Source organism: Variovorax paradoxus (genome assembly GCF_009498455.1).
In the GTDB taxonomy this organism is placed as follows: Bacteria; Pseudomonadota; Gammaproteobacteria; order Burkholderiales; family Burkholderiaceae_C; genus Variovorax; species Variovorax paradoxus_H.
Genome location: NZ_CP045644.1, coordinates 4,824,436 through 4,845,435 on the forward strand (window position 1 = coordinate 4,824,436; position 21,000 = coordinate 4,845,435).

20 protein-coding genes are annotated in these 21,000 nt (G+C 66.9%); 19 read left to right on the forward strand and 1 reads right to left on the reverse strand.

Translation table 11 applies throughout. From position 1 onward, the window contains the following. Positions 1 to 14 precede the first annotated feature (14 nt). A complete protein-coding gene (locus tag GFK26_RS22205) occupies positions 15 to 824 on the reverse strand; it encodes an outer membrane protein assembly factor BamD (RefSeq protein WP_153283897.1) in 810 nt (269 codons plus the stop codon). A gap of 14 nt (positions 825 to 838) precedes the next feature. Between GFK26_RS22205 and GFK26_RS22210 the strand changes: the two genes are divergently transcribed. The 19 genes from GFK26_RS22210 to GFK26_RS22300 all read left to right on the forward strand — a co-directional run bounded on the left by GFK26_RS22210 (position 839) and on the right by GFK26_RS22300 (position 20,996). After that, positions 839 to 1,864 carry an RluA family pseudouridine synthase gene (locus GFK26_RS22210; protein ID WP_416222509.1) on the forward strand — a complete coding sequence of 342 codons (1,026 nt, stop codon included), beginning with the start codon at positions 839 to 841 and terminating at the stop codon, positions 1,862 to 1,864. A gap of 128 nt (positions 1,865 to 1,992) precedes the next feature. Beyond that, entirely contained in the window at positions 1,993 to 2,934 is a 942-nt protein-coding gene (scpB, locus tag GFK26_RS22215; RefSeq protein ID WP_153283898.1) for an SMC-Scp complex subunit ScpB, read from the forward strand. Continuing rightward, positions 2,931 to 4,793 carry a pseudouridine synthase gene (locus GFK26_RS22220; protein ID WP_153283899.1) on the forward strand — a complete coding sequence of 621 codons (1,863 nt, stop codon included), beginning with the start codon at positions 2,931 to 2,933 and terminating at the stop codon, positions 4,791 to 4,793. The genes scpB and GFK26_RS22220 overlap by 4 nt, the downstream gene beginning before the upstream one ends. A 152-nt stretch (positions 4,794 to 4,945) precedes the next feature. Next, positions 4,946 to 5,371 carry a nucleoside-diphosphate kinase gene (gene ndk / locus GFK26_RS22225; RefSeq protein ID WP_099790074.1) on the forward strand — a complete coding sequence of 142 codons (426 nt, stop codon included), beginning with the start codon at positions 4,946 to 4,948 and terminating at the stop codon, positions 5,369 to 5,371. Between the two features lie 21 nt (positions 5,372 to 5,392). Continuing rightward, positions 5,393 to 6,559: a 23S rRNA (adenine(2503)-C(2))-methyltransferase RlmN gene (rlmN, locus tag GFK26_RS22230; protein ID WP_153283900.1), complete on the forward strand. Its 1,167-nt coding sequence runs from the start codon at positions 5,393 to 5,395 to the stop codon at positions 6,557 to 6,559. A 4-nt stretch (positions 6,560 to 6,563) separates the two neighbouring features. Then, a complete protein-coding gene (pilW, locus tag GFK26_RS22235) occupies positions 6,564 to 7,415 on the forward strand; it encodes a type IV pilus biogenesis/stability protein PilW (protein WP_153283901.1) in 852 nt (283 codons plus the stop codon). Continuing rightward, a complete protein-coding gene (locus tag GFK26_RS22240; RefSeq protein WP_153283902.1) occupies positions 7,408 to 8,334 on the forward strand; it encodes a helix-turn-helix domain-containing protein in 927 nt (308 codons plus the stop codon). The genes pilW and GFK26_RS22240 overlap by 8 nt, the downstream gene beginning before the upstream one ends. Continuing rightward, positions 8,331 to 9,611, forward strand: a complete 1,281-nt coding sequence (gene ispG, locus GFK26_RS22245) for a flavodoxin-dependent (E)-4-hydroxy-3-methylbut-2-enyl-diphosphate synthase (RefSeq protein WP_153283903.1) — start codon at positions 8,331 to 8,333, stop codon at positions 9,609 to 9,611. Before GFK26_RS22240 ends, ispG begins: the two co-directional genes overlap by 4 nt. Positions 9,612 to 9,626: 15 nt before the next feature. Continuing rightward, complete coding sequence (gene hisS / locus GFK26_RS22250) at positions 9,627 to 10,937, forward strand: histidine--tRNA ligase (protein WP_153283904.1); 1,311 nt, start codon at positions 9,627 to 9,629, stop codon at positions 10,935 to 10,937. 6 nt (positions 10,938 to 10,943) lie between these two features. Beyond that, positions 10,944 to 11,636, forward strand: a complete 693-nt coding sequence (locus tag GFK26_RS22255; protein ID WP_099790062.1) for a YfgM family protein — start codon at positions 10,944 to 10,946, stop codon at positions 11,634 to 11,636. Positions 11,637 to 11,648: 12 nt separating this feature from the next. After that, complete coding sequence (bamB, locus tag GFK26_RS22260; RefSeq protein ID WP_062480765.1) at positions 11,649 to 12,791, forward strand: outer membrane protein assembly factor BamB; 1,143 nt, start codon at positions 11,649 to 11,651, stop codon at positions 12,789 to 12,791. A 66-nt stretch (positions 12,792 to 12,857) separates the two neighbouring features. After that, positions 12,858 to 14,201 (forward strand): ribosome biogenesis GTPase Der, encoded by a 1,344-nt coding sequence (gene der / locus GFK26_RS22265; RefSeq protein ID WP_153283905.1) that lies wholly within the window; start codon positions 12,858 to 12,860, stop codon positions 14,199 to 14,201. Between the two features lie 164 nt (positions 14,202 to 14,365). Beyond that, complete coding sequence (hfq, locus tag GFK26_RS22270) at positions 14,366 to 14,611, forward strand: RNA chaperone Hfq (protein WP_056582504.1); 246 nt, start codon at positions 14,366 to 14,368, stop codon at positions 14,609 to 14,611. A gap of 54 nt (positions 14,612 to 14,665) precedes the next feature. Further along, positions 14,666 to 15,835 carry a GTPase HflX gene (gene hflX, locus GFK26_RS22275; protein WP_153283906.1) on the forward strand — a complete coding sequence of 390 codons (1,170 nt, stop codon included), beginning with the start codon at positions 14,666 to 14,668 and terminating at the stop codon, positions 15,833 to 15,835. A gap of 74 nt (positions 15,836 to 15,909) precedes the next feature. Beyond that, complete coding sequence (hflK, locus tag GFK26_RS22280) at positions 15,910 to 17,286, forward strand: FtsH protease activity modulator HflK (protein WP_153283907.1); 1,377 nt, start codon at positions 15,910 to 15,912, stop codon at positions 17,284 to 17,286. 17 nt (positions 17,287 to 17,303) lie between these two features. Beyond that, positions 17,304 to 18,200, forward strand: coding sequence for a protease modulator HflC (gene hflC / locus GFK26_RS22285; protein ID WP_056580103.1), 897 nt, complete (start codon positions 17,304 to 17,306; stop codon positions 18,198 to 18,200). A 38-nt stretch (positions 18,201 to 18,238) separates the two neighbouring features. Further along, positions 18,239 to 18,427 carry a DUF2065 domain-containing protein gene (locus GFK26_RS22290; RefSeq protein ID WP_062480756.1) on the forward strand — a complete coding sequence of 63 codons (189 nt, stop codon included), beginning with the start codon at positions 18,239 to 18,241 and terminating at the stop codon, positions 18,425 to 18,427. Between the two features lie 44 nt (positions 18,428 to 18,471). Next, on the forward strand, positions 18,472 to 19,641 hold the full coding sequence (locus tag GFK26_RS22295; RefSeq protein ID WP_153283908.1) for an ATP phosphoribosyltransferase regulatory subunit: 1,170 nt from the start codon (positions 18,472 to 18,474) through the stop codon (positions 19,639 to 19,641). A 23-nt stretch (positions 19,642 to 19,664) separates the two neighbouring features. Continuing rightward, positions 19,665 to 20,996, forward strand: coding sequence for an adenylosuccinate synthase (locus GFK26_RS22300; protein WP_153283909.1), 1,332 nt, complete (start codon positions 19,665 to 19,667; stop codon positions 20,994 to 20,996). Positions 20,997 to 21,000 lie beyond the last annotated feature (4 nt).

Genomic DNA, 21,000 nt, shown 5'->3' on the forward strand with positions numbered 1-21,000 from the left:
CGGCTGGCTCTGGATTACCAGAGCTTCCACCATGGATCGTCCTTGCCCTTGAAGCCGTTGGCCAGGTAGGAGCTCTTCGGGTAGTTGGTGGTCAGCACGCGCTGCGCATCGTCGCGCAGGTCCTTCATGCCGAGTGCGTCGTACGACTTCACCATGATGTACAGGGCTTCTTCGAGCGCCGGCACTTCGCGGTAGTCGGCCAGCGCGATCTGTGCCCGGTTGATGGCCGCCAGGTAGGCGCCACGCGAGTAGTAATAGCGCGCCACGTGAACTTCGTACTGCGCGAGCGAGTTCACGATGTAGTTCATGCGCTGGCGCGCGTCGGGCGCGTAGCGCGATTCGGGGAAGCGCGTCACGAGGTCGCGGAAGGATTCGAACGATTCCTTGGCAGCCTTCTGGTCGCGCTCGGACAGGTCCTGGCGCGTCAGGAACGCGAACATGCCCAGGTCGTCGTTGAAGTTGATCACGCCCTTCAGGTAGAGCGCGTAGTCGAACGCCGGGCTGGCCGGGTGCAGCTTCATGAAGCGGTCGAGCGTGGCGATGGCGTTGGCTTTTTCGCCTGCCTTGTGCTGGGCGTAGGCCTTCTCAAGCTGGGCCTGCTGGGCCAGCGGCGTGCCGGCGGCACGGCCTTCGAGCTTCTCGTACAGCGGCACCGCCTTGTCGTAGGCGCCGGAGCCGACTTCGTCCTTGGCTTCCGAGTAGATGCGGTTGGGGCTCCAGTTCGCGGTCTTGTCTTCCTTGGTGGTGGAACCACAGCCGGCGACGAGAAGGGCCGCCGCGCTGAGCGCGATCCAGGCAGGGACCGATAATTTGGCGCGAAACATCACATACGGCTTTCGTGAAACAGTTGCCCTCAATTATATCGACCGACCCCCTGACCGATCCTCCGGAAGGGCCTGAAGCTGAAGAGGGCGCCGATCTCGCGGAGCCGAGCGAGCTGCGGCCCTTCGCGATCGATCAGGCGCAGCACGGCCAGCGGCTCGATCGCGCGCTGGCCGCCCTGGTGCCGGAGTTTTCGCGCAGTTACCTTCAGCAACTCATCGAGGCCGGCGCCGTCGAGCTGCAAGGGCGCACGCTCACCAAGGTGTCTGCCACGGTGCGCGTCGGGCAGTCGGGGCGCATCGAGTTGCGGCCCACGCCCCAGAGCCAGGCCTTCCGGCCCGAGGCGATGGACCTGGTCACCGTCCATGAAGACGAGCACCTGCGGATCATCGACAAGCCGGCCGGCCTGGTGGTGCACCCGGCGCCCGGCCACTGGAGCGGCACGCTGCTGAACGGACTGCTGGCGCTCGACCCGAAGGCCGTGCTGCTGCCGCGCGCGGGCATCGTGCACCGCCTCGACCGCGACACCAGCGGCCTGATGGTGGTGGCGCGCACGCGGGCCGCGATGGACGCCATGGTGGCGCTGATCGCCGCGCGCGACGTGAAGCGGCAGTACCTGGCGATGGGGCACAAGGCCTGGGAAGGCGCGGCGGCCCGCCAGGTCGATGCGCCGATCGGCCGCGATCCGCGCAACCGGCTGCGCATGGCCGTGGTCGACCTGGAGCGCCACGCGGGCAAGACCGCACGCACGCTGATCGAGCGGCTCGACAGCCACACCGAGGGCTGCGCGGTGCGCTGCACGCTCGAAACTGGCCGCACCCACCAGATCCGCGTGCACATGGCGTCGATTGGTCATCCACTGGTCGGCGATGCGCTCTATGGCGGCGCGCCCGCGGTGGGGCTGTCGCGGCAGGCGCTGCATGCGTTCCGGCTGGCGTTCGTGCATCCCGTCACGCAGCAGCCGATGGAGTTCCGCTCGCCGCCGCCGCCCGATCTGGCCCAGGCTTTGCAGACCTGGGGGCTGGATTACAATCGCGCCTGACGGCCCGAGGGCCGCGCCGGCCACCCGATGCCGGCCTTGCGTTGCACTCGCCGCGTGCCGGCAACGCCTACCCCTTCCATCCATCTGAACAAGCGTCGCCAGGCGCCTTTTTCCGGATAACGCGAACCATGAATACGGCGGATGCCAAGCGCATTCTCGAAACCGCCTTGATCTGTTCGAGCCAGCCGCTGCCGGTGCGCGACATGCGTGTGCTGTTCGACGACGAGCTGGGTGTGGACACCATCAAGGTGCTGTTGCTCGAACTGCAGGAAGACTGGGCGCAACGCGGCCTGGAGCTGGTGAGCGTCGGCAGCGGCTGGCGTTTCCAGAGCCGGCCCGAGATGCGCGATGCCCTCGATCGCCTGCATCCCGAGAAGCCGCCGCGCTACACGCGTGCCGCCCTCGAGACGCTGGCCATCATTGCCTACCGGCAGCCGGCCACGCGCGGCGACATGGAAGACATCCGCGGCGTCACGATCAACTCCCTGATCCTCAAGCAGCTCGAAGACCGCGGCTGGGTCGAGGTGATCGGCCACCGCGAAACGGTCGGCCGGCCCGCGCTCTACGCGACGACCCGCCAGTTTCTCGACGACCTTGGGCTGGCCTCGCTGGACCAGTTGCCGCTGGTGGAAACGCCCGCGCAGCAGGCGGCGCTGGTCGATGCACTGCAGCAGGCCTCGGGCGACCAGCCGGGACTGCCGATGGATGTCGACGCGGCGGAAGACGCCGTGGCCGAATCCGCAGACGCCGCCGTGCGCGTGACCGAAGAGGGCGTGCAGCCCGAACTCGACATGGTCGATGCGCCGCCCGAGTCGGCTGAGCTGGCCGAGGTCGTTTCGACCGATGCGGCGGAGTTTGCCGAAGAGGTGGTGGCGATCACCGGGGGCGACGAAGCCGTCGAGCCCGTAGATGAAGCGCCCCAGGCGTCCGAGCCAGAAGCCGGCAAGTTGCCCGCCGACCCCGAAGGGGCCATCGCGCCCGAAGAACCCCCATCCGACGTCCCGTCCCCCGCAGCGGACGAGGCCGATCCCCACGATCCCCACGCTGTTTCTCCCGGAAAAACCCCATGAGCTCATCCGACACCGACGACGCAGCGAAGCTGCCGGTCGAACCCGAAGTCAAGAAGCGGAAGCGGACAGCCACGCCCAAGCAGGCGACGGAAGTTGCGGTTGAATCCGTGGTTGCGCCCGCAGAGGCAGCAGGGGCCGAGGCCGAAGCAGCGCCGAAGAAGCCGCGTGCGCCCCGCAAGAAGAAGGCGGTCGAGGTTCCGGCTGCCGATGAGCAATTGCAGAGTGCGGCGGAAGTCGCTCCTGCGGCCGAAGCTCCCGCGGCGGTGGAGCCCGATGTGGCGCCCGTGGTTGCCAAAGCCGCGACGGCCGACGAAGACGAGCCCGCACCGGTCGAAACGAAGCGTCCCCAGGCGTCCGATCAGGACGACGACCGCGCGGACGATGATGAAGACGACGAGGAAGACGAGCCCGACGAAGAGGAAGACGACCTCGACCGTGCCCGTCGCGCCGCCGAGCGCGAGCAGCGCAACGCGCTGCCGCCCGAGCCGATCCGCTTCTCCGACGTCATTTCCGGCCAGTTCGATGCCGACGAAGAAAGCCCCGAGGTGCCGCCGCTCAAGCGCGTGCTGCTGCCCGAGGCCGATTCACCCAAGCTGCACAAGGTGCTGGCACAGGCCGGTCTCGGTTCGCGCCTCGAGATGGAGCAACTGATCCTGCAGGGCCGCATCTCGGTCAACAACGAGCCGGCCCACATCGGCCAGCGCATCCAGTACGGCGACCAGGTCAAGATCAACGGCAAGCCGATCCGCTACCGCATCGCTCCGCCGCCGCCGCGCGTGATCGCGTACCACAAGCCCGTGGGCGAGGTGGTCACGCACGACGACCCGCAAAACCGCCCGACGGTGTTCCGCAAGCTGCCGCGACTGCAGCAGGGCAAGTGGCAGTCGGTCGGCCGGCTCGACCTGAACACCGAAGGCCTGTTGCTGTTCAGCAGCTCCGGCGACCTGGCCAACCAGCTCATGCACCCACGCTTCGGCCTGGAGCGCGAGTACGCGGTGCGCGTGCTGGGCGCGCTCACCGCCGAAGAAAAGAAAAAGCTGATCGAAGGCGTGCGCCTGGACGACGGCATGGCGCAGTTCGGCACCATCGAAGACGGCGGCGGCGAAGGCTCCAACTGCTGGTACCGCGTGACCATTTCCGAAGGCCGCAACCGCGAAGTGCGTCGCCTGTTCGAGTCGGTGGGCCACGCGGTCAGCCGACTCATCCGCATCCGCTACGGCGCGATGGTGCTGCCGCGCGGCCTCAAGCGCGGCGCCTGGATGGAACTCGACGAGCGCGACATCCAGGCGCTGTTCCAGGCCTCCGGCGGCGCGCAGGCGCGACCGGCGGGTCCGCAGCAGCAACGCGGCCCCGGTGGCCCGGAGGGCGGCGGTCGCAACGGTCGGAACAAGAAGCGCCGTGGCAACAACAACAACCGCAACGGCAACAACGCCGGCGGCATGGGCGGCGGTCAGCCGCGTGAAGCACGCGGCGAAGCACCGATCCCGAGCCCGTTGGGCGACGGTCGTCCGCCGCGCGGCGAGCGCGGAGGACGCGGTGGCCCGAACCGGGGCGGCGGCAATGGCGGTCCGCCGCAGCAACAAGGGCGCCGCGGCAACGCAGGCCCCGGCAACCGTCAGGGCGGCCAGGGGCAAGGGCAGGGCGGCGGTGGCAATCGGGCGCCAGGTGGCGGCGGTGGTGGCGGCGCTGCGAACCAGCCCGATCCGATGAAGACGTCGGTCGGCTACATCGGTGCCGACAGCTTCTCGCGCCAGCGCAAGGAACAGCGCGGCGGTCCGGGACGTCGCGGCGGTGGTGGGGGTTCGCAAGGCGGTGGCGGCTTCGGTGGCCCGGCCGGCAGCCGCCGCCGCGGACGCTGAAAACCAGCCGTCGCAGCGCGGCCTTTCGCGGGGTTTTCACCAATCCCGCAGGTCGCGCCGGTTAAAATCAGAGGCTTTGTCGACGGGCCGCGAAACAAATTCGCTGCAGTTGTGACAAAACACTTCAAAATCAAAGCTCAGGAAGCACTTCAATGGCTATCGAACGTACCCTTTCCATCATCAAGCCCGACGCCGTCGCCAAGAACGTCATCGGCAAGATCGTCTCCCGCTTCGAGGCTGCCGGCCTCAAGGTTGTCGCCGCCAAGCTGGTTCACCTGTCGCGCAACGAAGCCGAGCAGTTCTACTCGGTGCACAAGGAGCGTCCCTTCTTCAAGGACCTCGTCGAGTTCATGATTTCGGGCCCCGTGTTCGTGCAAGCACTCGAAGGCGAGAACGCCATCGCCAAGAACCGTGACCTGATGGGCGCCACGGACCCGAAGAAGGCAGCCGCCGGCACCATCCGCGCCGACTTCGCCGACAGCATCGACGCCAACGCCGTTCACGGCTCGGACGCGCCCGAAACGGCTGCCGCCGAAGTCGCTTTCTTCTTCGCCGGCCTCAACGTCTACGCACGCTGAAGCCGTTTCTCGCCTGAATTCATGACCACAGCCAATCTGCTCGAATTCGATCTCGACGGGCTGGCTGCGTTCTGCGAAAAACTCGGCGAGAAAAAATTCCGCGCCACGCAGCTGTTTCGCTGGATCCACCAGCGTGGCGCCAGCGACTTCACCCAGATGACCGATCTGGCGAAGTCGCTTCGCGAGAAACTCGCGACCACCGCGCGCGTGGAGGCCCTGTCGGTCCTCACGCAGCATGAATCCAAGGACGGCACGATCAAGTGGCTGTTCGACGTCGGCGGCGGTGATGCGGTCGAGGCCGTGTTCATTCCCGAAGACGACCGCGGCACGCTGTGCGTGTCGTCGCAGGCCGGTTGCGCCGTGGGCTGCCGCTTTTGCTCGACCGGGCATCAGGGCTTCAGCCGCAACCTCACCACGGGCGAAATCGTCGCCCAGCTCTGGTTTGCCGAGCATTTCCTGCGCAAGCACCTCAAGCGCAACGAGCGCGTCATCTCCAACGTGGTGATGATGGGCATGGGCGAGCCGCTGCAGAACTACTCGGCGCTGGTGCCCGCATTGCGCACCATGCTCGATGACAACGCCTACGGGCTGTCGCGCCGCCGTGTCACGGTGTCGACTTCCGGCGTCGTGCCGATGATCGACCGCCTGGGTGCCGATTGCGCCGTCGCCATGGCCGTCTCGCTGCATGCGCCCAACGATGCGCTGCGCGATGACCTCGTGCCGCTCAACCGCAAGTACCCGATCGCCGAACTGCTCGAGGCCTGCAAGCGCTACCTCGTGCATGCGCCGCGCGATTTCATCACCTTCGAATACTGCATGCTCGACGGCGTCAACGACCAGCCCGAGCACGCGCGTCAGCTGATCGAGCTCGTGCGCAAGCACGACGTCTCGTGCAAGTTCAACCTGATTCCGTTCAACCCGTTTCCCGCGTCGGGCCTGCTGCGCTCGCCGCAACCGCGTGTGCTGGCCTTTGCCCGCACGCTGAGCGAAGCGGGCCTCGTGACCACCGTGCGCAAGACGCGCGGTGACGACATCGACGCCGCCTGCGGACAACTCGCCGGCGACGTGAAAGATCGCACCCGTGCGGCCGAGCGCATGGCCCAGCGCCGTGCGGAGGTGGCCGAGCGCCCCGTCGTGCTGCACCCTCGCGCCAAGATCCCCAAAACAACCGTTCCCCAGGAGCATTGACGCAATGAGCATGGCCTTACCGACGACGACCGCGAGCGTGCAGCGAGTGCTGAGCGCAGGAATCGCGAGCGTCGCCGTGGCGCTTCTTCTCGCGGGCTGCGTCAACACGCGAACCACCACCACCGGGCTTGTCGGCAGCGGAGCCGACAGTGGCGCCCCTGTCGTGACCCACACCGACGAAAACAACCGCCGACGCGCCCGCCTGCGGATGGAGCTGGCTGCCGGCTACTTCGAACAGGGCCAGACCTCGGTTGCCCTCGAAGAACTCAAGCAGGTGCTGGCCATCGATCCGGGTTACGCCGATGCCTACAACCTGCGCGGGCTGGTCTACATGCGGCTTGAGGACGCGGCCCAGGCGGAAGACAGCTTCCGCCGCGCGGTCGCGATCAATCCGCGCGACGCCAACACGCGCCACAACTACGGCTGGTTGCTGTGCCAGCAGAACCGCTACGGCGACGCCGCACAGCAGTTCGCCGCGGCACTGGCTGTGCCCAGCTATGCCGACCGCGCCAAGACGCTCATGACCCAGGGGGTTTGCGAGCTCAAGGCCGGCCAGCGGCAGCAAGCTGAACGCAGCCTGCTGCAGGCCTACGAACTCGACGCCGGCAATCCGGTGATCGGCTTCAACCTGGCCTCGGTGCTGGCGCAGCGCGAAGAGTGGTCGCGCGCGCAGTTCTACGCTCGCCGTGTCAACAACAGCCCGTCGGCCAATGCAGAGACGCTCTGGCTGGGCGTCAAGATCGAACGGAAGCTCAACAACCGCGAGGCTGTCGCGCAGCTGGGCGGTCAACTGCAACGACGTTTCCCTCAATCGCGGGAGGCAATGGCGTACGAGCGCGGGAATTTCAATGACTGAACGGGTTTCGGAGTTCGGGACGTCCGCGGCACTGCCGCTGGCAGAGGCCGACGTCGCGGAAAAAACGGCCGGCGACATGCTGCGCGAAGCGCGCGAAGCGCATGGCCTGCACATCGAGATGGTGGCCGCGGCGCTCAAGGTGCCGCCGCAAAAGCTGCTCGCGCTTGAAGCCAACGACATCGCCTCGCTGCCCGACCCCGTCTTTGCGCGGGCCCTCGCCAGCAGCGTGTGCCGCGCACTGCGCGTCGATCCGGCGCCGGTGCTCGCCAAGTTGCCGGGCGCCCAGCGCGCACCGCTGGCCGAAACCAATCGGACGCTGAACGCCCGTGTGGTCTCCGACACGCCGCGCTGGAACGGCGGGCGCTCCGGCGGCCTGCCGTCGCGCGCGCTGCTGACGGTCGTGGTGCTGCTGCTGATCGGCGCCGGCGTGCTGTTCTGGATGCCGCAATCGGCGTTTGACCAGATCGGCGCTTCCGTTGGCCGACTGACGGCGAAGAACGAGGCCGAGACCATGCCGCCTCCCGATCAGGGCGGGGTCTCGGAGCCTGTGCCGACGCAGGCCGTGGCCCCGACCGGCCCGGTGGATGCCGCACCGGCTGCTGGTGTCCTGGCCGCCGTGCCGGCCGTCCCGGCCTCTGCGCCCCTGGCGGCGGTCGCCAACACCAGCACCGCAAGCAGCCAGCAGCTCGTCTTCGTGGCGCGCGAGGAATGCTGGGTCACCGTCACCGAAGCCGGCGGCAAGCAGTTGCTGCGCCGCAGCCTGCAGGTCGGCGAAACCGTCGGGCTGTCGGGCACGCTGCCGCTGTCCGTGGTGGTGGGGCGAGCATCGGCGGTCGATGTGCAGGTGAACGGAAAGCCCTACGATCTGAAGCCTGTCACCCGCGGAGGCGGCGTGGCGCGTTTCGAGGTGAAATCGTGACAACCGACTGCACTCCCCAACCCATTGAATCGGCCGCGCCCAAGGCGCGCCGTTCGCGCCAGGCCAGTGTGGTCTGGGGACCGCGCACGGTCACGGTGGGGGGCGACGCGCCCACGCGCGTGCAATCGATGACCAACACCGACACGGTCGATGCCATCGGCACCGCGATCCAGGTCAAGGAGCTCGCCATTGCGGGTTCCGAGATGGTCCGCATCACCGTCAACACGCCCGAAGCCGCCGCGCAGGTGCCCTACATCCGCGAGCAGCTCGACCGCATGGGCATCGACGTGCCGCTGATCGGCGACTTCCATTACAACGGCCACCGCTTGCTCACCGACTATCCGGCCTGCGCCGAGGCGCTGAGCAAGTACCGCATCAACCCCGGCAACGTGGGCAAGGGCGACAAGAAGGACAAGCAGTTCGGCCAGATGATCGACGCGGCCATGCGCTGGAACAAGCCGGTGCGCATCGGCGTGAACTGGGGCAGCCTCGACCAGGAACTGCTCGCCAGCCTGATGGACACCAACAGCCAGCGCGCCACGCCCTGGGACGCCAAGCAGGTGATGTACGAGGCGCTGATCACCTCGGCCATCGAATCCGCCAAGCTGGCCGAGTCGATGGGCATGGCCGGCAACCAGGTCATCCTGTCGTGCAAGGTGAGCGGCGTTCAAGACCTGATTTCGGTGTACCGCGAACTCGCGCGGCGCTGCGACAACCCGCTGCACCTGGGTCTGACCGAAGCCGGCATGGGCACCAAGGGCACGGTGGCTTCGGCCACGGCGCTGTCGATCCTGCTGCAGGAGGGCATCGGCGACACGATTCGCGTGTCGCTCACGCCCCAGCCGGGCGAGTCGCGCACGCAGGAAGTGCTGATCGCCAACGAAATTCTTCAGGCCCTGGGGCTGCGCGTGTTCGTGCCCAGCGTCACGGCCTGCCCCGGCTGCGGCCGCACCACGAGCACCACGTTTCAAGAGCTTGCCAAGCAGATCGACGACTACCTGCGCCTGCAGATGCCGGTCTGGCGCAAAAAGTACCCGGGCGTCGAGACGCTGAAGGTGGCCGTCATGGGCTGCATCGTCAACGGTCCCGGCGAGAGCAAGCACGCCGACATCGGCATCAGCCTGCCCGGCACCGGCGAAGCGCCTGCGGCGCCGGTCTTCATCGACGGCGAAAAGGCCCTCACGCTGCGCGGCGACAATATCGCCAACGAGTTCCACCAGCTCGTCGAAACCTACATCGAAAAGCGCTTCGGCAGCGATCACGCTGTCCTGGCCTGACACCTCCGCAGACTCATGGCTGAAAAACTGAATGCCGTCAAAGGCATGAACGACATATTGCCGCCCGAATCGGCGCGCTGGGAGTGGCTCGAAGCCACCGTGCGCGACCTGATGGGGCGCTATGCGTACCGCAACGTCCGCACCCCGATCCTGGAGCACACGGCGCTGTTCGTGCGCGGCATCGGCGAAGTGACGGACATCGTCGAGAAGGAGATGTACGCCTTCGAAGACCGCTCGGACAAGCATGGGCAGTCGGAGCATCTGGCGATGCGGCCGGAGAATACGGCCGGCCTCGTGCGCGCCGTGATCGAGCACAACATGCTCTACGAAGGACCCAAGCGCCTTTGGTACATCGGCCCGATGTTCCGTCGCGAAAAGCCGCAGCGCGGGCGCTTCCGCCAATTCCATCAGATCGGCGCCGAGGCGCTCGGCTTCGCCGGCCCCGATGTCGATGCCGAATTGATCCTGCTGGCCACCGCGCTGTGGAAGGCCATCGGCCTGACCGACGTGCGCCTGGAGCTCAACAGCCTGGGCCAGCCCGCCGAGCGCGCGCTGCACCGCGCGCAGCTCATCGCCCACTTCGAGCAGCACGCCGACAAGCTCGACGAGGACGGCAAGCGCCGTCTGCACAGCAACCCGCTGCGCATCCTCGACACGAAGAATCCGGCGATGAAAGAGGTGGTCGAAGCGGCGCCGAAGCTGATCGATTTCCTGGGCGCCGAATCGCTGGCGCACTTCCAAGGGGTGCAAGCCATCCTCAAGGCCAACGACATCGCCTTCACGATCAACCCGCGCCTCGTGCGCGGTCTCGACTACTACAACCTCACGGTGTTCGAGTTCGTGACCGACCGCCTCGGTGCGCAGGGCACGGTGTGCGCCGGCGGCCGCTACGACGATCTCATCGCGCAGATCGGCGGCAAGCCGGCGCCCGCCGTGGGCTGGGCCATCGGCGTCGAGCGCGTGCTCGACCTGCTGAAAGAGCAGGGTGCCGAAGTGCCCGCACCGGTGCCCGACGTCTATGCCATCGTGCCCGACGCCGCCTCGATGCCTGTGGTGCTGCGCGCCTTGCAGCAGCTGCGCGAAACCGGCGTGCGCGTGCAGATGCACGCCAGCACGGCCGAAGGCCTTGCGAGCTTCAAGGCACAGATGCGAAAGGCGGACGCCAGCGGCGCCACCTACGCCCTGATCTTCGGCGCCGATGAACTTGCGCGCGGTGAAGTGACTCTCAAGGCCTTGCGCGACGCCAGCGTTGCGCAGTCCGCCCGTTCACTTGCTGAAGTGACCACCTGGGCCGCCACCCTACAATCGCCGGCTCCCAACCTCTGACAGCGCATGGCCACCCATCTCGACCTCGAAGAACAGGAACAGCTCGACCAGCTCAAGCATTTCTGGAACACCTACGGCACCCTGATCACCTGGGCCGTGCTGCTCGTCGCCGGCGCCTTCGTGGCCTGGAACGGCTGGCAGTACTACCAGCGCACCAAGGCAGCCCAGGCCGCGGCACTTTATGACGAGGTCGAACGCAGCACGCAGTCCGGCGACGTCGAGCGCATCCAGCGCGTGATGACCGACATGAAGGAGCGCTTCGCAGGCACCGCCTACGCACAGCAGGCCGGCCTGCTGGTCGCCAAGACGCTGTTCGACAAGGGCAATGCCGACGGCTCGCGCGCGGCGCTGGGCTGGGTCGCGCAGAACGCTGTCGATCCGGGCTACCAGGCCATCGCCAAGCTGCGGCTCGCGGCCGAGCTGCTCGATGCCAAGTCCTACGACGACGCGCTCAAGCAACTCGACGGCAAGGTGCCGACCGAATTCGAACCGCTGGTGGCCGACCGCAAGGGCGACATCTACATGGCGCAAGGCAAGCGCGACGAGGCCCAGGCCGAGTACCGCAAGGCCTGGACCGGCCTCGGCGCCGGCTCGGACTACCGCCGACTGGTCGAGATCAAGCTCAACGCGGTTGGTGTCGACCCGAAGACCCTGGCGCCGACCGTCACCGTGACGCCCGCCGTCCCCAAGAACTCCTGATCGCACACCTCCATGAATTTCAAGCGTTTCATGCCTGAATCGACCGCCCTGCGTGCGGGTTCTGCTCTTGTTCTGGTAGCGCTGCTGGCCGCCTGCTCGGGCTCCGGCAAGCCCAAGCCCGCCGAGTTGCCGGCCAACCCGTCCCTGATGGGCGTGCGCCAGGCCTGGAACGTGCGGATTCCAGGCGTCGAATTCCCGCTCACCGCCGATGTCAGCGGTGACATCGTGACCGTGGCAGGCAGCGACGGCACGGTCGTCGCCATCGACGCCCGCGCCGGTCGCGAAACCTGGCGCGCCAGCGCCGGTGCGCCGCTGGCGGCCGGTGTCGGCAGCGACGGTTCGCTGACGGCCGTGGTCACCACCAACAACGAAGTGGTCGCCATCGAAAACGGCAAGGTGCTGTGGAAGCAGCGCCTGTCGGCCCAGGCCTTCACCGCACCGCTGGTGGCCGGCCGCCGCGTCTTCGTGCAGACCGCCGACCGCAGCGTCAGCGCCTGGGACGGCCAGAGCGGCCGCCGCTTGTGGCAGCAGCAGCGCCCGGGCGAAAACCTCGTGCTGCGCAAGTCGGGCGTGCTGATCGCGGTCGGCGACACGCTGGTCGCCGGTCTGGGCGGCCGACTCGTCGGCATGAACCCCGGCAACGGCAGCTCGCGCTGGGAAGCCCCCATCGCCGCGCCGCGCGGCACCAACGACGTGGAACGCCTGGTCGACCTGACCGGCAGCGTGAGCCGCTACGGCGACACGGTCTGCGCGCGCGCCTACTACGCGAGCGTCGGCTGCGTCGACACCCTGCGCGGGCAGCTGCTCTGGAGCAAGCCGGCCTCGGGTGCCGACGGCGTGAGCGGCGACGAGCGCTTTCTCTATGGCACTGAATCCGACGGCAGCGTCACCGCCTGGCGCCGCGCCGACGGTGAACGCGCCTGGCAGATGAGCCGCCTGAAGAACCGCGAACTGACCGCGCCGCTGGCCGTGGGCCGTTCGCTGATCATCGGCGAGAGCACCGGCACGCTGCACTTCGTGTCGCGCGAAGACGGTGCGCTGCTGAATCGCGTCACCCCCGATGGCTCGGCCATCACCGTGACGCCGGTCCTGGCCGGCAACACGGTGGTTGTCGTGACCGCCAAGGGCGGCGTCTTCGGTTACCGCCCTGAATAATCATTTTTTGTCTTTCTCTTACTTCCAAGGCCCGACCATGAAAACCGCGCCATCGAAAGGCCGGCCATGAAGCCGGTCGTGGCCCTGGTCGGCCGTCCCAACGTCGGCAAGTCGACGCTCTTCAACCGCCTGACCCAGACGCGCGACGCCATCGTCGCCGACTTCGCCGGCCTCACGCGCGACCGCCATTACGGCAACGGCCGCCTGGGCAAGCACGAGTTCATCGTGATCGACACCGGTGGTTTCGAGCCCGATGCCGGCAGCGGCATCTACAAGGAAATGGCCAAGCAGACGCGGCAGGCCGTGGCCGAGGCCGACGTCGTGATCTTCGTGGTCGATGCCCGCGAAGGCCTCTCGGCGCAAGACCACGACATCGCCAACGAGCTGCGCCGGCTGGGCAAGCCCTGCGTGCTGGCGGCCAACAAGGCCGAGGGCATGCACGACGGCACCAAGCTGGTCGACTTCTACGAGCTGGGCTTCGGCGACGTGCACGGCGTGTCCGCGGCGCACGGGCAGGGCATGCGCGACCTGGTCGAACTGGCGCTTGAGCCGCTGAATCTGCCCGACCCGGACGACGAGGAAGACGAAGACGACGTCAACAAGCCGATCAAGCTGGCGGTGGCCGGCCGGCCCAACGTCGGCAAGTCCACGCTGATCAACACCTGGCTCGGCGAAGAGCGCCTGGTGGCCTTCGACATGCCGGGCACGACGCGCGACGCCATCTCGGTGCCGTTCGAACGCAACGGCCAGCGCTTCGAGCTGATCGACACCGCCGGCCTGCGCCGCAAGGGCAAGGTCTTCGAGGCGATCGAGAAGTTCTCGGTGGTCAAGACGCTGCAGGCCATCGAGTCGGCCAATGTGGTGCTGTTGCTGCTTGACGCCACGCAGGGCGTGACCGACCAGGACGCGCACATTGCCGGCTACATCCTCGAAAGCGGACGTGCCGTGGTGATCGCCATCAACAAGTGGGACGCGGTCGACAGCTACCAGCGCGAGCAGATCCAGCGGCAAATCGAAACCCGGTTGCCGTTCCTGAAATTCGCGTCATTGCATTTCATATCGGCCATCAAGCGCCAGGGCCTCGGCCCGGTGTGGCAGGCCATTGCCCAGGCCCACAAGTCGGCCACGCGCAAGATGTCGACGCCGGTGCTGACGCGCCTGCTGCTGGAGGCGGTGCAATTCCAAGCGCCCCAACGCGGTGGCATGTACCGGCCCAAGCTGCGCTATGCGCACCAGGGCGGCATGAATCCGCCCGTGATCATCATTCACGGCAATTCGCTGGAGCACGTGACCGACGCTTACAAGCGTTTCCTGGAAGGGCGTTTCCGCAAGGAATTCGACCTCGTGGGCACGCCCTTGCGGATCCAGTTCAAAAGCTCGCAAAATCCGTTTGCGGACAAGGACAAGTAAGGGCGCTTGGCCGCCGATGGCAGCCGATGAGCCGCAGCAGGAGTGGAAGTTCCGTCTTTTGAGAACCGTTATTTTCTCAAGGCTTTTGACCCCGATTGCTGCGGCGCAGAAACCCTGTGTTAAGGTCATCTCTCCAACAACTACTCTTGAACACGGAGAATATCGTGAGCAATAAAGGGCAACTTCTGCAAGACCCGTTTCTGAACACCTTGCGTCGCGAGCATGTGCCGGTTTCCATTTATTTGGTGAACGGCATCAAGCTGCAAGGCCAGATCGAGTCCTTCGATCAATACGTCGTGTTGCTCCGCAATACAGTGACGCAAATGGTCTACAAGCACGCCATTTCCACCATCGTGCCGGGTCGTGCCGTCAACTTCTCGGCCAACGAGAACGACGACGCCGCCGCCTGATCGCGCGGAGCGCGGCGGCAACCCCGCCGCGCTTTTTCCTTATTCTGATTCCGCTTGTCTGATTCGATCCCCCGCCAGGAAGGCGCCGCCGTTCTCGTCGGCGTCGATTTCGGGCTGCCCCATTTCGACAGCGAGCTCGAAGAACTCGGCCTGCTCGCACAAACCGCGGGCCTCACGCCTGTCGCCCGCCTGGCCTGCAAGCGCAAGGCGCCCGATGCGGCGCTTTTCGTCGGCAGCGGCAAGGCCGAAGAGATCAAGGAGCTTGCCGCCATGCACCGGGCGAGCGAGGTCATCTTCGACCAGTCGCTGAGCCCTGCGCAGCAGCGCAACCTCGAACGCCAGCTCGATGTCGCGGTCTACGACCGCACCTTCCTCATCCTCGAAATCTTCGCCCAGCGCGCCCGTTCGCACGAAGGCAAGCTTCAGGTCGAGCTGGCTCGTCTGCAGTACCTGAGCACGCGGCTGGTCCGTCGCTGGTCCCACCTGGAGCGCCAGACCGGCGGTGCAGGTGTGCGCGGCGGCCCCGGCGAAAAGCAGATCGAGCTCGACCGTCGCATGATCAACGAGTCGATCAAGCGCACGCGCGAGCGCCTTGCCAAGGTGCAGAAGCAGCGCAGCACGCAGCGCCGCCAGCGCGAGCGCCGCGAGACCTTCAACATCTCGCTCGTCGGCTACACCAACGCGGGCAAGTCGTCGATCTTCAATGCGATGGTCAAGGCCCGCGCCTATGCGGCCGACCAGCTGTTCGCCACGCTCGACACCACCACCCGCAATCTCTATCTGGGCGATGCACGCCGGCAGGTGTCGATCTCCGACACGGTGGGCTTCATCCGCGACCTGCCGCACGGCCTGGTCGATGCGTTCAAGGCCACCTTGCAGGAGGCGGTCGATGCCGACCTGCTGCTGCACGTGATCGACGCCTCCAACCCGCACTATCCCGAGCAGATGGCCGAGGTGCAATCGGTGCTGCAGGACATCGGCGCGGGCGACGTGCCGCAATTGCTGGTGTTCAACAAGCTCGACGCCCTTGAAAGCGCGCAACATCCGCTGCATCTGCAGGACGAGATGGAAATCGACGGCGTGCAGGTTCCCCGTATCTTCCTCAGCGCCAAGACTGGTGAAGGCCTGCCGCTGCTGCGGGTCGAGCTGGCCCGGCAGTCGGGTTCCGTCGCCGATACGATGACCCCTGAGGCGGACGCTGAATTGCACGATGCGGCCCCTTGATTGGGCACAATCCCGCCACTGACACGAGAACGAAGCGAATGAATGCAAAGCCAGCGCGGAGAGGGTTTCTGGGCATGTTCAACCTGAACGATGGCCGATGGGGTCGCGGCGACGAGCCGTCCTCCAACGGCGACCGCCCGGCCGGCAACCGGCCACCCGATGCCGATCCCCCCGGCGCCCCGATCCCGCCGCCTTCGAGCGGCAACCAGAACAACAACGGCAACGGCAATCGCCCGCGCGGCCAGGGCCCCAACCAGGGCCCGCCCGACCTCGACGAACTCTGGCGCGACCTCAATCGCAAGCTCGGTGGTTTCTTCGGCGGCGGCAAGGGTGGCGGCAACCGCCCCAATGGCACCGGCGGCGGTGGCGGCAATGGCTACAAGCCCGACATGAAGAATGCCGGCTTCGGCATCGGCCTCGTGGCCGCCGTGGCGGTCCTGATCTGGCTCGGCACCGGCTTCTTCATCGTGAACGAAGGCCAGCAGGCCGTGGTCACGCAGTTCGGTCGCTACAAGTCGACGGTGAATGCCGGCTTCAACTGGCGCCTGCCATACCCCATTCAACGCCACGAAGTGGTGGTGACCACGCAGATCCGTTCCACCGACGTGGGCCGCGACGCCATCGTGCGTTCCACGGGCCTGCGCGAATCGGCCATGCTGACCGAAGACGAGAACATCGTCGAAATCAAGTTCGCCGTGCAGTACCGCCTGAGCGACGCGCGCGCCTGGCTCTACGAGAGCAAGTCGCCCGCTGAAACCATCGTGCAGGTGGCTGAAAGCTCCGTGCGCGAAGTGGTCGGCAAGATGAAGATGGATGCAGCGCTCGCCGAAGAACGCGACCAGATCGCACCCCGCGTGCGCGCACTGATGCAGACCATCCTCGACCGCTACAAGGTCGGTGTCGAAGTTGTCGGCATCAACCTGCAGCAGGGCGGCGTGCGTCCGCCCGAGCAGGTGCAGGCCGCCTTCGACGACGTGCTCAAGGCCGGCCAGGAGCGCGAACGCGCCAAGAACGACGCCGAGGCTTACGCTAACAACGTCGTGCCGCTGGCCACCGGTACCTCGTCGCGCCTGAAGGAAGAATCCGAGGCCTACAAGGCGCGGATCGTCGCGCAGGCACAGGGTGACGCGGGTCGCTTCAGCTCGGTGCTGACCGAGTACCAGAAGGCACCGCAGGTGACGCGCGACCGCATGTACACCGACGCCATGCAGCAGATCTACGCCAGCACGACCAAGGTGCTGGTCGACAGCAAGCAGGGCTCCAACCTGCTGTACCTGCCGCTCGACAAGCTGATGCAGCAAGGCGGTGGCAACGCGGCCACGCCTGTGGACGCCGCCAGCCCCAGCGTGGCCGGCACCGCACCGGCCCAGTCGTCGGTGATCCCGGTGGCTCCCGCCACCACCGACGTGCGCGCCCGTGACGGCCGCTCGCGTGACCGCGACGTGCGCTGAGAAAGGCCCGGAACAACATGAACAGAATCGGTTTCATCGCCACCTCGGTCCTCGTCCTGCTCGTGCTGCTGAGCTCGACCCTCTTCGTGGTCGACCAGCGCCAGTTCGGCGTGGTCTATGCCCTCGGCCAGATCAAGCAGGTCATCACCGAGCCCGGCCTCAACTTCAAGCTGCCGCCGCCGTTCCAGAACGTGTCGTACATCGACAAGCGCCTGCTGACGCTCTCGAGCCTCGACACCGAGCCCATGCTCACCGCTGAAAAGCAACGCGTGGTGATCGACTGGTACGTGCGCTGGCGCATTTCCGACCCGCAGGCCTACATCCGCAACGTCGGTCTCGACGAGAACGCGGGTGCCATGCAGCTGAACCGCGTGGTGCGCAACGCCTTCCAGGAAAACATCAACAAGCGCACCGTGCGCGACCTGATCTCCGTGCGCCGCGAGGCCCTGATGGCCGACGTGCAGCGCGAAGTGCTGGCCGTCGTGAAGGGCGCCAAGCCCTGGGGCGTCGACGTGGTCGACGTGCGCATCACCCGCGTCGATTACGTGGAAGCCATCACCGAATCGGTCTACCGCCGCATGGAAGCCGAGCGCAAGCGCGTGGCCAACGAGCTGCGTTCCACCGGCACGGCCGAAGGCGAAAAGATCCGCGCCGACGCCGACCGCCAGCGCGAAGTGATCGTGGCCAATGCCTACCGCGACGCCCAGAAGATCAAGGGCGAGGGCGATGCCCAGGCTGCCGCGACCTACAGCGAGGCCTTCGGCCGCGATCCGCAGTTCGCCCAGTTCTATCGCAGCCTCGAGGCCTACAAGCAGAGCTTCAACAAGAAGAGCGACGTGATGGTGCTCGACCCGTCCTCGGACTTCTTCCGCGCCATGCAGAGCTCCGGCTCGGGCGGCGCGGCGCGCAAGTAACACAGCGAGCCGTTTCTTCCGTTTTCCTGTCTGGAGCCGTGAGCGCCGACACCTTCTGGAGCGCGTTGGCGCTGGTCCTGGTGATCGAAGGCATCCTGCCTTTCGTCTCGCCGGGCGGATGGCGGCGCGGCTTCAGCCAACTGCTGCAGCTGCGCGACGGCCAGCTGCGTTTCTTCGGTCTTTGCAGCATCCTGCTGGGTTTGGTACTGCTCTGGGTTCTGGGGTAGCGCGGGCCCGGTAGAATCCCGGTTTAACCACGCCCCCGATCCCCATGTCCGCCTGGGTCCTCCCGGATCACATTGCCGATGTGCTGCCCTCCGAGGCGCGCCACATCGAAGAACTTCGACGCCAGCTGCTCGATACCGCCCGTGGCTATGGCTACGAGCTGGTGATGCCGCCGCTGCTCGAGCACCTGGAGTCGCTGCTTTCGGGCACCGGCGAGGCGCTCGACCTCCAAACCTTCAAGCTTGTCGACCAACTCTCCGGTCGCAGCATGGGCCTGCGTGCCGACACCACCCCCCAGGTGGCGCGCATCGACGCCCATCTGCTGAACCGTGATGGCGTGGCCCGGCTGTGCTACTGCGGCCCGGTGGTTCACACCCGGCCCGACCGCCCGCATGCCACCCGCGAGCCGCTGCAGTTCGGCGCCGAAATCTACGGCCACGCCGGCCTGGAAGCCGACACCGAAACCCTGCTGCTGGCGCTCGATTGCCTCGACGCCGCCGGCCTGCGCGATGGCGTGATCGTCGACCTGGCCGACGCCCGCATCGTGCGCGCGCTGTTCGCCGGCGTGCCGGTCGATGCGGCCGCGATCGCCCGCGTGCACGCCGCGCTGGCCGCCAAGGACGCGAGCGAGCTGCAGGCGCTCACCCAGGATTTCCCCGCGGCCTCACGCGACGGCCTGCGCGCCCTCGTGGGCCTGTACGGTGACGTCGCCGTGCTCGACGAGGCCGCCAAGGCCCTGAAGGACACGCCCGCCGTGACCACAGCGCTGGCCGATCTGAAGCAGCTCGCCGCCGGGCTGAATGGCCTGAACGGCACGGCAGGGCGCCAGATCAGCTTCGACCTGGCCGACCTGCGCGGCTACGCCTACTACAGCGGCATGCGTTTCGGCATCTACGTGCCGGGCGCGGCCGATTCGCTGGTGCGCGGTGGCCGCTACGACGAGGTAGGCGCCGTGTTCGGCCGCAACCGTCCGGCCGTCGGCTTCAGCCTCGATGTGCGTGAACTCGTCGGCGTGCTGCCGGCGCGTCCGTTGCGCGCCGCCATCCGTGCGCCCTGGAGCGACGCGGCCGGCCTGCGTCAGGCAATTGCCCAATTGCGCAAGGCCGGCGAAACGGTAGTCTGCGTGCTGCCTGGCCACGGCAGCGAAATCGATGAATTCCATTGCGACCGTGAGCTCGTCGAGCAGGCCGGCCAATGGAATGTCCGAGCGATCTGAATTTTTGAAGCAATGGAACGAGCATGAGCGTAACCACCGGAAGAAACGTGGTCGTCGTCGGCACCCAATGGGGCGACGAAGGCAAGGGCAAGCTGGTTGACTGGCTGACGGAAAGCGCCCAGGGCGTGGTCCGTTTCCAGGGCGGCCACAACGCGGGCCACACGCTGGTCATCAACGGCGTGAAGACCGCGCTGCACCTGATCCCGAGCGGCATCATGCGGCCCGGCGTCAAGTGCTACATCGGCAACGGCGTGGTGCTGTCGGCGGCCAAGCTCTTCGAGGAAATCGAGGGCCTGGAAAAAGCCGGCGTCGAGGTGCGTTCGCGCCTGCGCATCAGCGAGGCCTGCCCGCTGATCCTGCCGTTCCACGCCGCGCTGGACATCGCGCGCGAGGCCTACCGTGAAAAGGGCGGCATCGAGAAGATCGGCACCACCGGCCGCGGCATCGGCCCGGCCTACGAAGACAAGATCGCCCGCCGCGCGCTGCGCGTGCAGGACCTGAAGCACCCCGAGCGCTTCGCGGCCAAGCTGCGCGTGCTGCTCGAGCTGCACAACCACGTGCTGACCCAGGTGCTGGGTGCGCCCGCCATCGACTACGACACCGTGTTCGACGAGGCCATGCGCCACGCTGCGCTGCTCAAGCCCATGATGGCCGACGTCTCGCGCGAGCTGAACGACGCCCACAAGGCCGGCGCCAACCTGCTGTTCGAAGGCGCACAGGGCACGCTGCTCGACGTCGATCACGGCACCTACCCGTACGTCACCTCGAGCAACTGCGTGGCCGGCAACGCCGCCGCCGGTTCGGGCGTAGGCCCGGGCATGCTGCACTACGTGCTCGGCATCACCAAGGCCTACTGCACCCGCGTGGGCGGCGGTCCGTTCCCCACCGAACTCGATTGGGCCACGCCGGGCACCCCCGGCTATCACATGAGCACCGTGGGCGCCGAAAAGGGCGTGACCACCGGCCGCAGCCGCCGTTGCGGCTGGTTCGACGCCGCGCTGCTCAAGCGCTCGGCGCAGGTCAACGGCCTGTCGGGCCTGTGCATCACCAAGCTCGACGTGCTCGACGGCCTCGAGAAGCTGGAGCTGTGCACCGGCTACGAGCTCGACGGCGAAATCACCGACATCCTGCCGATGGGCGCCGACGAAATCGAGCGCTGCACGCCGATCTACGAAACCCTCGAAGGCTGGACCGAAAGCACCGTGGGTGTCACGCAGCACGACAAGCTGCCGGTCAATGCGCGCCTGTACCTGCAGCGCATCGAGCAGATCACCGGCGTGCCGATCCACATGGTGTCGACCAGCCCCGATCGCGATCACACGATCATGATGCGCCACCCCTACCTCGCAGACTGAACAG

Coding starts and splice junctions, on each gene's coding strand:
- GFK26_RS22205 (WP_153283897.1), bottom strand. CDS start 824: ATGTTTCGCGCCAAATTATCGGTCCCTGCCTGGATCGCGCTCAGCGCG.
- scpB (WP_153283898.1), top strand. CDS start 1,993: ATGAATACGGCGGATGCCAAGCGCATTCTCGAAACCGCCTTGATCTGT.
- GFK26_RS22220 (WP_153283899.1), top strand. CDS start 2,931: ATGAGCTCATCCGACACCGACGACGCAGCGAAGCTGCCGGTCGAACCC.
- ndk (WP_099790074.1), top strand. CDS start 4,946: ATGGCTATCGAACGTACCCTTTCCATCATCAAGCCCGACGCCGTCGCC.
- rlmN (WP_153283900.1), top strand. CDS start 5,393: ATGACCACAGCCAATCTGCTCGAATTCGATCTCGACGGGCTGGCTGCG.
- pilW (WP_153283901.1), top strand. CDS start 6,564: ATGAGCATGGCCTTACCGACGACGACCGCGAGCGTGCAGCGAGTGCTG.
- GFK26_RS22240 (WP_153283902.1), top strand. CDS start 7,408: ATGACTGAACGGGTTTCGGAGTTCGGGACGTCCGCGGCACTGCCGCTG.
- hisS (WP_153283904.1), top strand. CDS start 9,627: ATGGCTGAAAAACTGAATGCCGTCAAAGGCATGAACGACATATTGCCG.
- GFK26_RS22255 (WP_099790062.1), top strand. CDS start 10,944: ATGGCCACCCATCTCGACCTCGAAGAACAGGAACAGCTCGACCAGCTC.
- bamB (WP_062480765.1), top strand. CDS start 11,649: ATGAATTTCAAGCGTTTCATGCCTGAATCGACCGCCCTGCGTGCGGGT.
- der (WP_153283905.1), top strand. CDS start 12,858: ATGAAGCCGGTCGTGGCCCTGGTCGGCCGTCCCAACGTCGGCAAGTCG.
- hflK (WP_153283907.1), top strand. CDS start 15,910: ATGTTCAACCTGAACGATGGCCGATGGGGTCGCGGCGACGAGCCGTCC.
- hflC (WP_056580103.1), top strand. CDS start 17,304: ATGAACAGAATCGGTTTCATCGCCACCTCGGTCCTCGTCCTGCTCGTG.
- GFK26_RS22295 (WP_153283908.1), top strand. CDS start 18,472: ATGTCCGCCTGGGTCCTCCCGGATCACATTGCCGATGTGCTGCCCTCC.
- GFK26_RS22300 (WP_153283909.1), top strand. CDS start 19,665: ATGAGCGTAACCACCGGAAGAAACGTGGTCGTCGTCGGCACCCAATGG.